Annotated in this window: 18 protein-coding genes and 3 pseudogenes; 16 read left to right on the top strand and 5 right to left on the bottom strand. The window is 34.0% G+C overall.

The genetic code is table 11. The features are described from left to right. Positions 1 to 130 precede the first annotated feature (130 nt). From V3595_RS19060 to V3595_RS19045, 4 genes are all read left to right on the top strand, one after another. Positions 131 to 892: a class I SAM-dependent methyltransferase gene (locus V3595_RS19060; RefSeq protein ID WP_485908772.1), complete on the top strand. Its 762-nt coding sequence runs from the start codon at positions 131 to 133 to the stop codon at positions 890 to 892. A 453-nt stretch (positions 893 to 1,345) separates the two neighbouring features. After that, on the top strand, positions 1,346 to 1,645 hold the full coding sequence (locus tag V3595_RS19055) for a DUF4279 domain-containing protein (RefSeq protein ID WP_485908771.1): 300 nt from the start codon (positions 1,346 to 1,348) through the stop codon (positions 1,643 to 1,645). Positions 1,646 to 1,905: 260 nt separating this feature from the next. After that, positions 1,906 to 2,652, top strand: coding sequence for a polysaccharide deacetylase family protein (locus tag V3595_RS19050; protein WP_485908770.1), 747 nt, complete (start codon positions 1,906 to 1,908; stop codon positions 2,650 to 2,652). 450 nt (positions 2,653 to 3,102) lie between these two features. Beyond that, positions 3,103 to 3,255: a YfhD family protein gene (locus V3595_RS19045; protein ID WP_137020665.1), complete on the top strand. Its 153-nt coding sequence runs from the start codon at positions 3,103 to 3,105 to the stop codon at positions 3,253 to 3,255. A gap of 294 nt (positions 3,256 to 3,549) precedes the next feature. On the opposite strand, the pseudogene V3595_RS19040 reads toward V3595_RS19045, so the two are convergent. After that, a pseudogene (locus tag V3595_RS19040) lies at positions 3,550 to 3,678 on the bottom strand (YhjD/YihY/BrkB family envelope integrity protein); the annotation flags it as partial. Positions 3,679 to 3,776: 98 nt separating this feature from the next. Here V3595_RS19040 and V3595_RS19035 point away from each other — a divergent pair. Together V3595_RS19035 and V3595_RS19030 are read left to right on the top strand one after the other, a co-directional pair. Beyond that, complete coding sequence (locus tag V3595_RS19035) at positions 3,777 to 4,169, top strand: Type 1 glutamine amidotransferase-like domain-containing protein (protein ID WP_485908793.1); 393 nt, start codon at positions 3,777 to 3,779, stop codon at positions 4,167 to 4,169. 551 nt (positions 4,170 to 4,720) lie between these two features. Further along, positions 4,721 to 5,551 carry a metallophosphoesterase gene (locus tag V3595_RS19030; protein WP_485908769.1) on the top strand — a complete coding sequence of 277 codons (831 nt, stop codon included), beginning with the start codon at positions 4,721 to 4,723 and terminating at the stop codon, positions 5,549 to 5,551. Between the two features lie 943 nt (positions 5,552 to 6,494). On the opposite strand, the gene V3595_RS19025 is transcribed toward V3595_RS19030, so the two are convergent. Continuing rightward, entirely contained in the window at positions 6,495 to 6,833 is a 339-nt protein-coding gene (locus V3595_RS19025; RefSeq protein ID WP_485908768.1) for a tyrosine-type recombinase/integrase, read from the bottom strand. 16 nt (positions 6,834 to 6,849) lie between these two features. After that, positions 6,850 to 7,350: a hypothetical protein gene (locus V3595_RS19020; RefSeq protein WP_485908767.1), complete on the bottom strand. Its 501-nt coding sequence runs from the start codon at positions 7,348 to 7,350 to the stop codon at positions 6,850 to 6,852. Positions 7,351 to 7,446: 96 nt separating this feature from the next. Here V3595_RS19020 and V3595_RS19015 point away from each other — a divergent pair, with 96 nt between their 5' ends. From V3595_RS19015 to V3595_RS18975, 9 genes and pseudogenes are all read left to right on the top strand, one after another. After that, a complete protein-coding gene (locus V3595_RS19015) occupies positions 7,447 to 7,680 on the top strand; it encodes a hypothetical protein (RefSeq protein ID WP_485908766.1) in 234 nt (77 codons plus the stop codon). Between the two features lie 193 nt (positions 7,681 to 7,873). Continuing rightward, on the top strand, positions 7,874 to 8,080 hold the full coding sequence (locus V3595_RS19010; RefSeq protein ID WP_137020802.1) for a DUF1657 domain-containing protein: 207 nt from the start codon (positions 7,874 to 7,876) through the stop codon (positions 8,078 to 8,080). 181 nt (positions 8,081 to 8,261) lie between these two features. Beyond that, a complete protein-coding gene (locus V3595_RS19005) occupies positions 8,262 to 8,651 on the top strand; it encodes a hypothetical protein (RefSeq protein WP_485908765.1) in 390 nt (129 codons plus the stop codon). A gap of 2 nt (positions 8,652 to 8,653) precedes the next feature. Next, positions 8,654 to 9,004: pseudogene (spoVAE, locus tag V3595_RS19000) on the top strand (stage V sporulation protein AE). A 12-nt stretch (positions 9,005 to 9,016) separates the two neighbouring features. Continuing rightward, a pseudogene (locus V3595_RS18995) lies at positions 9,017 to 9,213 on the top strand (DUF1657 domain-containing protein). Between the two features lie 32 nt (positions 9,214 to 9,245). Continuing rightward, positions 9,246 to 10,106, top strand: coding sequence for a DUF421 domain-containing protein (locus V3595_RS18990; protein WP_485908764.1), 861 nt, complete (start codon positions 9,246 to 9,248; stop codon positions 10,104 to 10,106). Between the two features lie 264 nt (positions 10,107 to 10,370). Further along, entirely contained in the window at positions 10,371 to 10,634 is a 264-nt protein-coding gene (locus V3595_RS18985; RefSeq protein ID WP_485908792.1) for a YitT family protein, read from the top strand. A gap of 154 nt (positions 10,635 to 10,788) precedes the next feature. Continuing rightward, positions 10,789 to 11,001, top strand: a complete 213-nt coding sequence (locus tag V3595_RS18980) for a hypothetical protein (RefSeq protein WP_485908763.1) — start codon at positions 10,789 to 10,791, stop codon at positions 10,999 to 11,001. A gap of 367 nt (positions 11,002 to 11,368) precedes the next feature. Next, on the top strand, positions 11,369 to 11,704 hold the full coding sequence (locus V3595_RS18975; RefSeq protein WP_485908762.1) for a hypothetical protein: 336 nt from the start codon (positions 11,369 to 11,371) through the stop codon (positions 11,702 to 11,704). 152 nt (positions 11,705 to 11,856) lie between these two features. Here the strand turns inward: V3595_RS18975 and V3595_RS18970 are convergent, their stop codons facing one another. Together V3595_RS18970 and V3595_RS18965 are read right to left on the bottom strand one after the other, a co-directional pair. Then, on the bottom strand, positions 11,857 to 12,372 hold the full coding sequence (locus V3595_RS18970; protein ID WP_485908761.1) for an undecaprenyl-diphosphatase: 516 nt from the start codon (positions 12,370 to 12,372) through the stop codon (positions 11,857 to 11,859). A gap of 1,000 nt (positions 12,373 to 13,372) precedes the next feature. Further along, entirely contained in the window at positions 13,373 to 13,654 is a 282-nt protein-coding gene (locus tag V3595_RS18965; RefSeq protein ID WP_485908760.1) for an EamA family transporter, read from the bottom strand. A 224-nt stretch (positions 13,655 to 13,878) separates the two neighbouring features. Between V3595_RS18965 and V3595_RS18960 the strand changes: the two genes are divergently transcribed. Then, complete coding sequence (locus tag V3595_RS18960; RefSeq protein WP_485908791.1) at positions 13,879 to 14,472, top strand: class I SAM-dependent methyltransferase; 594 nt, start codon at positions 13,879 to 13,881, stop codon at positions 14,470 to 14,472. Positions 14,473 to 14,490: the final 18 nt, after the last annotated feature.

Raw genomic sequence — 14,490 nt, 5'->3', positions numbered from 1 at the left:
GAATTTGTAATAAATAAGATTAATCAATTTTTAAATTATAGAGTGGGTTATAAATCGTAATAATTTCGTTTTGAGATTAAAATAAATTCCTTTAAATTTTTAAAAGATAGATTAGGAGAGTGAACTGGAAATGAACGCGTGGTATGAAGAACATTTTCAAACTGACTATATAAAAATTTATCAACATAGGCACAGTGAAGCAGGTAGTGAGTTGAAGGATCTACTTGAATTAATTCCCTGGAAGAAAGGTCAATCCGTTCTGGATTTGTGCTGTGGTTACGGAAGACATTCTCGCTACCTTGCTCAGCTTGGTTGGAGAGTTACTGGAGTGGATCTCTCCGCACCCCTTCTTCAAGAGGCTATCCACCTGTCATTGAACATGCCTATTCAATATATGAGGTGTGACATGAGGAAGATTCCGTTTCGAAAGGAAATGGATCTCGTTGTAAATATGTTTACAAGCTTTGGTTATTTTGACAGTGATGATGACAATGAGAAGGTGATTGAGGGAATAAGCCATTCTTTGAAGGAAGGAGGTTACTTTATTATGGATTATCTTAATCCTACATTTGTTGAAGAAAACCTTATTCCGTATTCAAGAGAGGAAGTTGGATCAGTGGAACTGATTCAATATAGGAGGATAGTAGGGGGACATGTACATAAAAAAATCATCATTAAATCCGGTAACGATGAAAAACGATATGAAGAGGTTATTAAGTTATATCATAAAGAAAAAATGCTTTCTATGCTAAATTCACATGGACTTGTCGTTCAGAACATCCTGGGTCACTATGATGCAAGTTGTTTTAATTCACGGCAATCACCCCGTATGATCTTTATTTGTCAGAAAGGTGTAAAAAAATATGAAGCGTCTAATAGCATGAAAAATTGAAAAAAATGGTGATTTAGCGCCTAAAACGTTCACTGATAATTGATATTTGTTCAATAGTTACGTACGGTTACTTACTATAATTGTTTGTAATTAAGAGTCTAGAATTTCAACAAAAGTTCCGTTACCAAACAATAAAAGATGTACAGTGGTTTAGGGATGGGGTGGAAAAAGGATTGAAAATCCAGTATGGTGTAAAGAAATTCAAACTGAGGGAGTTCAACAAGAGTATATAATACATTCTATATAAATGAGAACTAATGGAGGCAATATTTCAAATGAAGAAAACTCAAGTTAGGGTGTACTTCAGTTTATTGGTGATGAATTTCCAAGTGAAAAAGTAACGGATAAGTTAGGAATAACACCTACGCTTACCTACATAAGAGGTGAACTCATTAATCGAAGCAATTATTATAACCGCGACTTCCTTTGTAATTATTATAACCGCGACTTCCTTTGTATCGAAAAGAAACAGCTTGGAACTTAGATACTAGCTATCAAGAGTCCTATGATATGAAGGAACAAATTGACCAGATTTTGAAACCATTAAAAAATAAAACAGTTATAATAAATCAGTTAAAGGTGGACTATAAACTGGAGTGTAAAATCTTCATTGTAATTATAATGGAAAATGGAGATACACCTGGTTTGTATCTTGATAATGAGCAGATTGAATTTGCAAATAGTGTAAAAGCTGAATTTGATATTGATATGTATATGTATGGAAACCCTTATAAAGATGATATTAAGGATTAAATAGTACAAATTTTCTTCAACTAAAGGGTGCTTTACTTCATTAAGGGAGTTGCTTTGGCAGCTCTTTTTCTTATAGAGCTAATGTGGCAGTTAGTCCGATTCCTTAGTGTTTTAAGAAATTAGTTTTTCATTTGGGATTATCAAAGTCATCATTGATCAATGGGAGATAGAATCAAATATGGGAGAAATCATAATAGAACTATGCTTTTGAGGCACAATAAATTGAAAAGATATAAAAAGGATGCAAAGCGAGGAATTTTATGAAAAAGGTTGTAATGTTTTTCCTATGTCTTCTTATCTTAATTCTTCCATCACAAGTTTTTGCTCAACGAAAAGTACCTATTTTAATTTATCATTCGATTGACGAGTTTACTGGGCAGGGTTCTAAGGAGCTATATGTAACTCCTGATAATTTCCAGAAACAAATGATTTATTTAAAAGACCATGGCTACACATTATTAACTTTTGATCGTTGGCAAGACATTTATAAAGAAAATAAACCCATTTTCATTACCTTTGATGACGGATACAAAAACAATCTGAATGCATTTGCTATCTTTCAAAAACTTGAAAACGAACGTTTTAAACCAAGTGGTACCATTTTTGTTATTTCTGACTTTATCGGTCGTTCAAACCGATTATCGAAATCGGATTTAAAAATGATGGCTGATTCGGGTATAATCTCAATCCAGTCTCATACTGCTACACATCCTGATTTGACGGAAATAAAAAATTATGAATATGAACTGAAAGGGTCCAAAGATAAAATTCAAAAAATAACAGGCAAACCAGTTAATGCTCTTGCGTATCCATACGGAATTTTCAATGACAAAGTCGTAGAAGAAACGAAGAAATATTATTTGTTTGGACTTACGACAACTCCTGAACTATTTTCTGAGAAGGGCATTAATGACGAACTTTATCTTTTACCACGAATTTATATCAAGTATTCAACTACTCTTGATGACTTTGCAAAGATAGTTGAAGGCGGTTCCTATACCAGGTAATCGCTTTTTCTTTTGGAACCAAGGGAAAAGTACTTAATATTGTTTATAAGCAAATGGGTACGGAAAATAAGGAAAACATCAAATATAATTCAAAAGTTTAAGGAGATAGATATTGAACTAATTGGGTGATTTATGATTGAAGTTCTTTAAAAACAATGGAGTTGATGAATACCACCTTCGTGTGTCACCAAGTAACAAGCAAGCAATAGCTTTTTAAAAAAAGCAATGCTAGAACTTAAATCTGAGTTAGGTGTGAAAGTAATTAGAATGAAAGGTACAATTTAACTTTCACTCTTTTCAACTAGCGGGTGCGTTCGTAGTAGAAGAAGGAGCTGTCCCCAAAAACTGTTTTTAAGATAAAAATGTTCGTTCATGAGCAAATCTAAAGATATATAAATGTGATTCTTAGCCATACTAATAAAGATTAAAATTTCGTTAGGAGGAAATATTATGGGAAGATCAAACAATCAAAAACCATCTAGCAGTAAAAATTCATTACCTCAAACTCCCAAAAACTTAAAAATAGAACCGGATCGTGTGGATGAAGAGTTTTCTCGTGAGCTAGGTGAAAGTGGGAAAATAAGAGCTACAAGACCTAAATGAAACTACAAAAAAAGTGAAAAGATACGGATTGATTACACTCCTCTTTAAATTTTAGTAAAACAGATACAAAAGGGGCCACCCATAAGTCATTTCATTGACTAATATACAAAAGGGAGCCTAAAAGGCTCCCTTTTGTATGCAGCTTAACTTTTTAATGATAGCCATTCTGGTTCCCCTTTTTACCCTTATGCTTTCCTTTCTTACTCATGAAAGAATTCCTCCCCAATACAAGATGTTATTTCTTGATTAGTGTTCGTTGGAGAGCTTTCAGGTATTACGGGAACTGAAGGAAGCTCATTCACATTTTGGATGATCTTCATTTATGAAGGCATTGATTTCTCCCCCTATAATGATGATAAACCCAGATAAATAAAACCAGATCATTAACACAATGATGCCACCAAGACTGCCGTATGTAGCAGACTTAAAGAAATGAAAGCAAAAGAAGACCTTTTAGGATTTGGATTTAAGAAGGTTGATTTTACTGATATAGAATCCGACAAACCAGAACTACTTGAGAAATATATAATGTAATCTATATCAACGGAGGGAATCCGTTTTATTTGCTGTATCATATGAAAAAAAGTGGAGCTGACTTAATATTAAAGGACATGGCAAAACAAAACACTGTAATTGTAGAGGTAAGTGCCGGAGCGATTATTCTTGGACCAAACATTGAAGTGGTAAATTATTTTACACCTCAGATAAATACAGTAGATATGCAGGATTTAACAGCACTAGGATTAACTAATAAAGCTATGTTCCCTCAATATGATAGGGAAGATTTGTTTCAAAATAACTCTGGCAGGTCAATAGAAGATAGGTTGAAAGTGTTCGAAAATATAAATAAATGTTCTGTTGTTACAAGGATGACGAATCTGTACTTATACAATAAAAATGTCTTATTCCATTAACAGGTGCTTTAGCTGTAGATCGGAGCTGTCTTTAAGGCAGTTTTTTCTTATGGGGGTGCCGCCAAGGGTACCGCCAAAAAGGTCGGGCAAATACTGCCCGACCTTTCAACTATACCCCACGACATAGTTAATGGGATATTTATAATACGAAACTATAAAAATATCATGCCTCAATATGTATGTAGATTAGTTTTACTTTGCAAATAAGTGGTTGCCTATTCTAATGATTGTTTCCCTAGTAAAAATCCATTCATCTGTTGCCGAGAACGGAGTAAATATAACTATCGGGGCAGTATGCTTTTTTCTTTTTTATAGGGGGATAAAGATTCAATCCAGATAACTATTTTTAAGGCTGCTACCAATGAGGACATAACTTCACAATGGAATAATGAAATATCATCATTTTCTGTTAGTCATGCACCTGCAACGGATCGTGCAACAATTTAATCCGGCGGCTGTCAGGTTCTTAAGACACGTTTTGACTTCCTTTATTTTCATTTTACTTTTTTTTTCTCAATCCCTATACTGATTTAAAGGAAGGAGGAAATAGTTTGATTCTTTTATTCTTGTTGATATTTCTCGTTCTTGTTTATTTTATATATAGGGCGAATAAAAATACAAAAGTGGCAATCGTTAACACGGTAGCTCCTGTTTCTGCAAATGTGACTAGCCCCAACTGTTCTAATCTACGCGTTCTTCAATTATCAGATATGCATTTAGAAAACTTATCGATTTCTCCGGAAAAATTATATAATCAATTAAAGCAAGAGAATTTTGATTTAATCGCTTTAACGGGCGACTATTTAGATCGAACGAAAAGTATCCCTAAAATAATTCCTTATCTAGAAGTAATACAACAATTTAATCCAAAATATGGCATATATGCAGTCTTCGGAAATCATGATTATATTTTACGAGAGGAAAGTTTTGGACGTTTAAAGGCATTATTTGAACAATATGATATCAAAACAATGCAAAATCAGAATGATACGATTATTGTGGAAGGAAACTTAATTTATATTATCGGAATTGATGATTACCATACAAAAAGAAGCAACTTAAGCTTAGCATATAATGGCTTGATAGAAAAAGGTTATCGACTTGTTTTAACTCATGATCCCAACCTTGTTCTACAAATGGAAAAGTTCGACTTTGATTATTTACTTGCTGGACATTTTCATGGCGGTCAAATTTGTTGGCCGAAACCGTACCACTTAAAAAAGTTCGGAAAACTTGTTCGTCTCAACTTAATTAAGGGGCTTATTCATTACCAAGGGAAAGTTTTCTATATCAATGAGGGACTTGGACAAACCTTGTTTAATATTCGTATAGGAAGCAGACCGGAAATTACTATTCATGAACTAACAATTCATAATCTTTAATAAGTACAGAGGAACATGGATTTTCTATTTAGTTTGAATTTAAAAGTGCAAACAAGAAATTTTTCCTTATATTCGAAAGTTCTGTCACCTTCACCTCTTTGAGGTGAAGGTCTTATTATATTTTCCACTAGCTCGAGATATGATATGAATATATTGCCCGAAATTTGAAAAGTTCTTATTTTAGTTATGTCTTTAGACTAAAAAAAGAAAGCTTAATTTGGAACGAAATAAGCAATAATCACTTAGATATTAACTAAAGCCCAAGGTTAAGTCTCTTGGAAATTATTTTCTTCCGGTATGAAGCATCTAATAGAAGTCCTCTACAAGCGTCTATCAAAAGAACGAGTGAAATTGGTCAAGTTTTGGAAAATCATCGTTATCATTTATTATCAGGGAGCTATGTGATATTCCATCATTATTGAAAATAGGAAAGCCGTTTTATTTGGCTTTTTTGCATAATTTCGAATGAAGATAAGGATTTTAATTAAGAAATCTAGGAGAAAGTTGGTAAAGGACCTATTTTAACTGAATTTTTTCCGCAATTATATCATAATTTAGTACGTCCTAAGTGGTTTACAGAGAAGTATATACATTTTTACTTACAAGAGGAATTTGAATTTAATGATAAAACTGTCTTAGATTTCGGTTGGGGTACAGGGGTAAACTGCACTTTATTTTCTCCTGACCGTTATATGGGATTAGAACCTGACCAAAAAAGAGTTATGTATTCGAAAAAGCTATATTCAAATTATGAATTCAAAGTTTTAGAAGAATATTCTCTGCCAGTTGAAAGAAGAACGAAACTTCAAAAAAGGCAATCGACTCTCTTTAATGGCTTTTGTTAAGTATTGAGACAAATAAGAGGGAGAGTATGCACGGCCTGTATTGGTCGTAAAGAGTGGGTCGTCTCCTTCTGCTGCATCTATATCGTAGATTCCCCTAGCTAACGGAACATTCGAATACTATTCATTCCTTTTTCTTTCAATGGTATTTGCCTTCTTTTATTTTCTTTACCTATGACCTCTAAAAAATACGTGCTAGCAATGGAATCATATTGAAGATCCTTGACTCGGAGTCTTGTAAACTCTTCATTACGCATGCCTGTCATCGTTAGGATATGAATAATCGAAAAAACGATGGGGTGGTTGATTTCCCTGAAATAATCAAGTAGCTGAATGACTTCCTTCGGTCCCAAATCACGGTTCGGCCGATCATCTTTACGAATATTGATTTTAAAGAAACCTTCATGAATTGGCTCAGTGATATAGCCTGATTCGAACAAGAATTTTTAAAAATTCTTAATGATGGTTGTCTTTCTGGATAATGTGGCAACGGAATAAGCTCCTTTTGTTAAGACATAGGGTTCTTTTTTCTGATAACCATTCCTGATATCTTCGAATGTGCCGGGTAGATAGAGATTTAAAGAGGGAACCGTCCGTAACTTTTTCAAAGTCTACATTGATTTCCACCGAATAAGTGAGCAATTGTTCAATAAATTGAATAAGTTCTCGCTCATAGGCTTGGACGGTGCGGGTGGATTTTTCGTGTTGCTGTTTTAAATGCTCTCGCCGTTGTAGAAACCACTGTAGCATGTCTACATCGCTAAAGTCTGAAAAAGGATGATGCCCATTCTTTTCTGTTGTATCTAATCGTTCTTGTAACGTGTAGATAGAAATTTCTGAAAGGCTTTTTTTCCATGCACCACCCTGAAGCTCTTTCGTTTTTTCTATCAGATTATGGTTGCCGTTCTCCCAAAAGGAAAAATGAATGTCAAATATTTTATGAATAAATAACTTCATAAAATATTGTCCATTTTTCCAGAACCACCCATAACGGGTGGTTTTGTCTATTTATGATGGTAAACATGAAGTGTTGTGCAATAGCTCAAATTAGTAATGAAAATATTCTTGATAGATATATTAAAAATGTTCTTTATAAAAAATCTAAAAGTAGCTATTGTTATGCAATTACCCGAAGACTTTAAAAATTTTTTAGGAATAAATCCAGCTAGGCATAAAACAGAAGGGTTAAGTTTAGATCCATGCTTTTCACAACTCATCATACATAAGGAAATACACGGGGATAAAGTAGTCGTACCATTAGATAAAAGAATTTGGAATCGTTTATAGCAATAAAAAATAGAAACCGTGTGGATATAAACGATTGCTATTTTTTATTTTTAGGAAATAGGATGTAATTTTTATCAATTACATCTAAGGATGGATCTTAGGTATAAATATGGAAAAAATTTGAAGGTATAAAAAGATCTGTTTTCACCATTATAAAAGAGTAATATCTTTATAAAAAAGGGAGGCGTTATTCATGACAGTAATCAATGACGTTAAGACAACTCTTGCAGGTTTGAAAAGTGCTCAGGCTAGCTTCGAAACCTTTTCACTGGGTACAGACAACGAACAAGCAAAGCAGCTTTACCAGGATGCTGCTAAACAAACTCAATCCGTTATAGACACCATTGAACCACGTGTTCAACAAATCGAACAAGAAGAACCCCAATACAAACAACAATAATGTAAAAGCTAGGAAAGGTTGGTTGAGTATCAACCAACCTTTTTTATCTTCAATGATAATCAAAGGTGTGATTTCATGAAAGATAAAATAAAACAATTAATCATTCATATTAAATCAATCCGTTGCGAATCAAGTAAAAAAAAAGGTCATCACGGAGGAAGAAATTTCGGATGTGAAGGCTGTGAATACGGATAAAGAGCTATTAATAGCGATAAAAAAGGAACGGAACATTCATCCATCTTATTACGATTTAATTGTCATGGGGATCTTGGTCAGATTGGCCATGATGTATCCCTTGATTTATTTAAAAAGCATGAAACCCCAATTAGTGAAGATCAGTATCAGGACTGCGGATATGATTTATCGGAAAGGGCAACCGGTTTTGGCAGGAGGTAGTGGTGCGGGGTGTTCAGCAACAGTCGTCTATGGTCATTTATTAAACCGAATGAAAAAAGGTGAATTTATAGGAATGTTAGTGGTAGCAACAGGGGCCTTATTATCCCCCCCCTATCCTTTACAAATTCCTTGTATCGCCCATGCGGTATCGATTGAATACGGGGGTAAACAATAGACATGATCTATTTTGGGGCTTTTGTCATAGGTGGTTTGATTTGTGTTATTGGGCAAATTATGTTTGATTTGTTTAAACTTACACCGGGACATACGTTAAGTACCCCTGTAGTGATAGGTGCCATTTAAGATGGGGTGGGTTTATATGAACCCTTAATTGATTTTGCTGGGGCGGGAGCTACCGTTCCTATTACAAGCCTTGGGAACTCTCTTGTACATGGGGCTATACAAGAAGCCGATATACACGGGTTAGTCGGTGTACTCACAGGGATGTTCGAAGTGACAAGTGCCGTCATTTCAGCTGCCATTATTTTCGGCATGTTAGGAGCTTTGATTTTTAAACCAAAGGGATAAGGAGGATGTAAGATGACCATCGGTTCGGAAGTAAAGCAATGTCTTGCCAGCCTAAAAGGCGTAGAAGCTAGTCTATCGAGTTTAGCATTACGGACTCAAGAAAACGAATCCAAACAACCCTTACATGAAACGATGATGGTAGTGACCGAAGTAGTAAGAGATTTGAAAAAAGGGTTGGAGAATTGGAGAATGAGGAATTTCAGTATTAAGGGTTTTAAAATAAAAAAGGAGGTGTTATGTAGTGCCTGATTGGTTAGATGTATTTGTACGGGCTTTGTTGTTTCTAATTATCCTTTTTTTAGTAACTAAATTACTAGGTAAAAAGCAACTATCTCAACTGTCTTACTTTGAGTATGTGGTTGGTATAACCATAGGTAGTATTGGGGCAGAAGTGATTACGGGTCTTGAACGAAATATTTCAGTGGGGATTATAGGGATTGTAACCACTGCAGCAATACCTTTTATAGTTGGATTAATTACTTTGAAAAGTAAAACGCTTCGGGACCTTGTAGAAGGAAAAGGAACTGTTTTTATTAAAGATGGAAAAATCATGGAAGATAATTTAAAGAAGGAAAGATATACAACAGATGAATTGTTAGAGTTACTTCGAAAGAAGGATGTCTTTCAGGTGTCTGATGTTGAATTCGCGGCTTTAGAGGCAACTGGAGATTTATCCGTTATGTTGAAGAAAGAGAACCAGCCTTTAACCCCAAAGGATTTAAACATGACGGTCGCTTCAGTCAAGGAGCCTCAGACTGTCATAATGGATGGTAAAATATTGGATGAACCACTTGCGACGATTGGAAGTAGTCGAGGTTGGTTACACACTGAATTAGAAAAATTAGGGGTCATAATTGAAAATGTCTTTCTAGGACAAATAAATTCTTATGGAGAACTAACGGTGGATCTTTTTGATGATATATTGCAAGTCCCATCTCCTCAAGAAAGGCCTTTACTTCTTTCGACCATGAAAAAATGTCAAGCGGACTTAGAACTATTTGCACTAGGAACAGAAAATAAAGAAGCCAAGCAGTTATATGAAAAAAACAGTGAAAAACTACAAAAAGCTATTGATAACGTTGCCCACATCTTAAAAAGTTGATTGTATGATCGGTTTTTATAAGTTCATGGGTTATTTCATTAATTCTAAAAACATAGGAGCAGATAAATGCCTCCTAAAACTCACCCAAAAGTTATCAAACGTAATGCAGTAAAAGGAGATTTTATATGTATATGTTGACTAAGGGGAAATTCAACTTGTCACGCCCATTTTTAAAAAAGTTGATTTCAACTAGTTACAAATCTTAGCCTCATTCTGAAATAACATGCTTGTACATATATTAGCAATAAACAAGTGATAAAGGTGATGTATATTTTTCAGAAAATCGCGGCTATTTTGATAGGTAGTCTATTATTGAGTATCGGAATAAACGGCTTTTTAGTTCCCCATCATTTGTTAGACGGAGGGATTACAGGCATTTCTCTCATCATCCATTATTACTTTGAATTTCCAAAAGGTTTAGCTATGTTTCTTTTAAGGATCCCTCTGAGCATATTCGCGTGGATCCATGAACGAACGTTCTTTTATAATAGTTTTCTTGTGTTTAATTGTTGCTTCTATGTTCATTGATTGGTTATATCCTTTAAGAAATTTTCTACAGGAAGAGAAAAAAATTGGTCAAATAAAACCATCATTTTTGGGGATTTTCCCGGTTATAAAAAGACTGAACTAGGTAAAGATATAAAAGTAATTAAATTAAAATAATAAAAAAGGGGAGATCCTAATGGCTCAAAAACAAATTGACGTAAACCAATTAAATCAAGCTAAAGCAAATGTGACCCTTACACAAAATTTACTAACTCAAGCAATTGAGAAATCATCTTCAGACCCAACTTTAGCTCAAGAAGCAATCAAACAAGCTTTCCATGAGATTGCACAAGCTCAAACAGCAGTGAGTCAAGTGCAAAGTGCATTTTTAGCCCAAAAATCTGAATGAAATACTTAATTTTCCCCTGTAACTTATAAAAGTTGCAGGCTTTTTTCTTAGAGTATTTAAATGAAATCAACAATGTAAAGGGATTTTTTAAAAAAACAGGTACCATGAATTAACCATTTTGTATGAGTTATTTTTGCTAACCCAATGTCTAGACTTTTTTTGTTAAAAACACCAAAAAGGATATATTTTTAACGTTTGGAATGTTTACATGGGAAGGATTTGTCCTGAAAGCCGTAAGGTTTCAAGTTATCGATGGAACGAGAACCAGACAGTCATCGTAATGAAAAATGGCACGGTTCTATATCAAAACATTTCCAGCATCATCACACCCTTAAAAACAAATATTAGATGATGGAAGGGGAAATTTTTGCTTTCCAAATTTTATATAGAGGATGTGCCTAAAAAAATGAATAACTGGAAACCAGTCCTTTTGAATAAAGGTATAAGGAAAAATGTGTTAAATAGGTTTGGTAGAAATAGAAATAATAGAAGAGGTATGATATGGGCGTCTTTATTAGGTCTAGGAGTTAGTGCAGCAGCTTATGGATTAGGAAGAAATCGGAACGGAAATATGCTGCTTCCTGTTCAAAATGTAATGAATGATATTCGAACGCGAACAGTTGGCCAAATGCCAAACGCGGCTGCTATAACTGAGTTTTCAAAGGAATTAGTCTCTGATAAAAATCCTTTAACAAACAAATGAAATTTCTCTTCACATAAAAATGCCCACTTCAATGTGGGTATTTTTATGTGAAGAAATTAGAATCAGTAAAATCCAAAAAAATTTTCTCTTGGTAAAAGACTGTTTCCTGTATAAAATCAATAATCTCACAGATGTCGACTAAGATATAGCTGCTATTGACGGGCAAAATAATTTACGCGTCGGGCAATTTTATCTAAAATGATGCTGGTCATGGTGGCAATAAAGGCACTTCCGATAATATCAGATGGATAATGATGTCCTACCCAAATACGTGAGAAGCCCGTAAACACAGATAATACCCATAGGATTGAACCAAGGACACGGTCATAAAGAAAGATAGAAGTAGACATAGCAAATACAAGAAGAGTATGTTTACTTGGAAACGAAGAATCCATTTTTGAAGGAATGAGGATGCCGACCCGACGTTTCACAAATGGACGTCGTTTAAAACAAAACAATTTAATCAAAGTGTTAATAAACAAAGTTACCCCCACAGATATCATCGCGTTGCAAGACACTTTTTTGTAAGAATCATTTTTAAACCACATGAAAATCAAAACAAAAATAAACACATAACGAATTTTTTTTGATATCAATATCATCAGCAAATCAATAGGAGAACAATTTCTAGAACGCTGATTAATTGATTTAAATACTTTGTAGTTCATAAATTTATCTCCTTACACTATAGATACAAATAAAATTCCCTCTTAATCAAGAAATATGTAAAAATCGATGAGAAATTGATCTTTGTCCCATTATTTTAGCTACAAAGTAAGAAATAATTTCCTCAATATCCATTTAATTACAGTGAGTGATTCTTGGCCTAAAAAAACCCCATCTAGATCCACCTCCCAGATCATATGGGCAATAATTTTTATTCCCATTAATCAATGGTTATGAGAATGAAAATGCACAGGTGAAGAACCACTACGATTGAGCCAATTATTAGTCAATATACGAAAACAACTTTTAGAATCATAAGGTACTAAAAATAAATAATAGAGGATTTTAAAGCGATCTTTAAATGTGTTTCAATACAGATGGCAGTTGATACTTCTGATTAGAAAGTTATAGAGATGGCAGTTTAAAAAGAGTAGGTTATACAGAAAATAAACCTGTCATCAAACAACCAGTGTCATATTCTCTATTTCCGTAATCTTGAAACTATTACGTCCAACTTTCTCTAATTTCTTGATCTGCCTTATGGCGTAATGGGTCATGAAGGATGCACAATTCTAGTCATTCTTAACAGCTACGATTATTAAGGAACTAAAAAACTGAACGAACAAAAGGGAGCCTAAAAGGCTCCCTTTTGAGTGTAGCATCTTTAATGATAGCCATTCTGCCCATTTGCAGAACTTGATGTTTTATGGTTCCCCTTTTTACCCTTATGCTTTCCTTTCTTACTCATAAAAGAATTCCTCCCCAATACAAGTTGGTATTGCTTAATTAGTATTCGTTGAAGAACTTTCAGGTATTACGGGAATTGAAGGAATCTCATTCACATTTTGGATGATTTTTTTCATTTATGAAGGCATTGACTTCTCCTCCTTTTTGTATTTTTCGTTTTACTCTTTCTGGTAATTTTTCTCCCTCGATATGGATGAACAAAACTCCAAATAGCGTGATTACTCCTCCAAAAAGGATAGTCGATACCTCACCAAGTCAAATCCAAGCAATCACAATTGTAAGAGCTGGTGTTAGGTAAAGGAAGCTTGTTGCCTCTGAAGTTCCTGCCCGAGATGTAAGATGCGAATGCAAGATAAGGAATACCGTAGGAAAGAGACCTAAGTACAAGATGCTAAGTATAGATTTTATAGAGGATCTTAATATTTCCTGACCTAATCCTAGGAGTAAGAAAAGCTTAAAACATGTACCTGCCCAAATCGTATAGGTAGTAAAAGCATTATCTACTTTCAGGACACTTTCATTTTCATGGAGATCCAATTTGTGGCCAAAACCGTACCATTTAAGAAAGTACGGATAACTTGTTCGATACTTAATTAAGGGGCTTATTCATTACAAAGGGAAAGTTTTCTATTTCAAAGAGGGGCTTTACAAACTTTGTTTAATATTCGTTAGAGGGAGACCGGAAAATCTTTTTTGCATAATTTCGAATGAAGAAAGGAAATGTAATTAAGAAATCTTAAGGGAAAGTTGGTGAAGAACATATTTTAACTGAATTTTTTCCGCAATTATATCATAATTTAGTACGTCCAAAGTGGTTTACAGAGAAGTATATACATCTTTACTTACAAGAGGAATTTGAATTTAAAGATAAAACTATCTTAGATTTCGGTTCCGGTACAGGGGTAAACTGCACTTTATTTTCTCCTGAACGTTATATAGGAGTAGAACCTGACCAAAAAAGGGTTATGTATTCGAAAAAGCTATATTCAAATTATGACTTCAAAGTTTTAAAAGAATATTCTCTACCAATTGAAAATGAAAGTATTGATTATATTCTCATTATTTCCGTGTTACATCACATCTCTTGTGCTGACATAAAAACGTATATAGAAGAATTTAAGCGAGTATTAAAACCAAATGGGAAAGTCATTGCAATTGAGCCTTGCATGTACAAGCATAAGCCTTTTTGTAACATCTTTATGAACTGGTTAGATCAAGGACGTTTTATAAGGGATGAGAAAGGGTATATAGATTTTTTTCATAAAGACGGTTATAAATGCGATGTTTTAAAGCGTTTTACAAAATGTTTTGTATACAACGAACTATTTTTCTCGGCTGCATTAAAAAAATATTAGATAAAATTCTAACATCGA

Origin of the sequence: Bacillus sp. CFBP9009 (assembly GCF_036541465.1) — a bacterium.
GTDB lineage: Bacteria > Bacillota > Bacilli > Bacillales > DSM-1321 > Peribacillus.
Note: the sequence above shows the minus strand (reverse complement) of the source record. Positions and strands in the feature narration are given on the sequence as shown.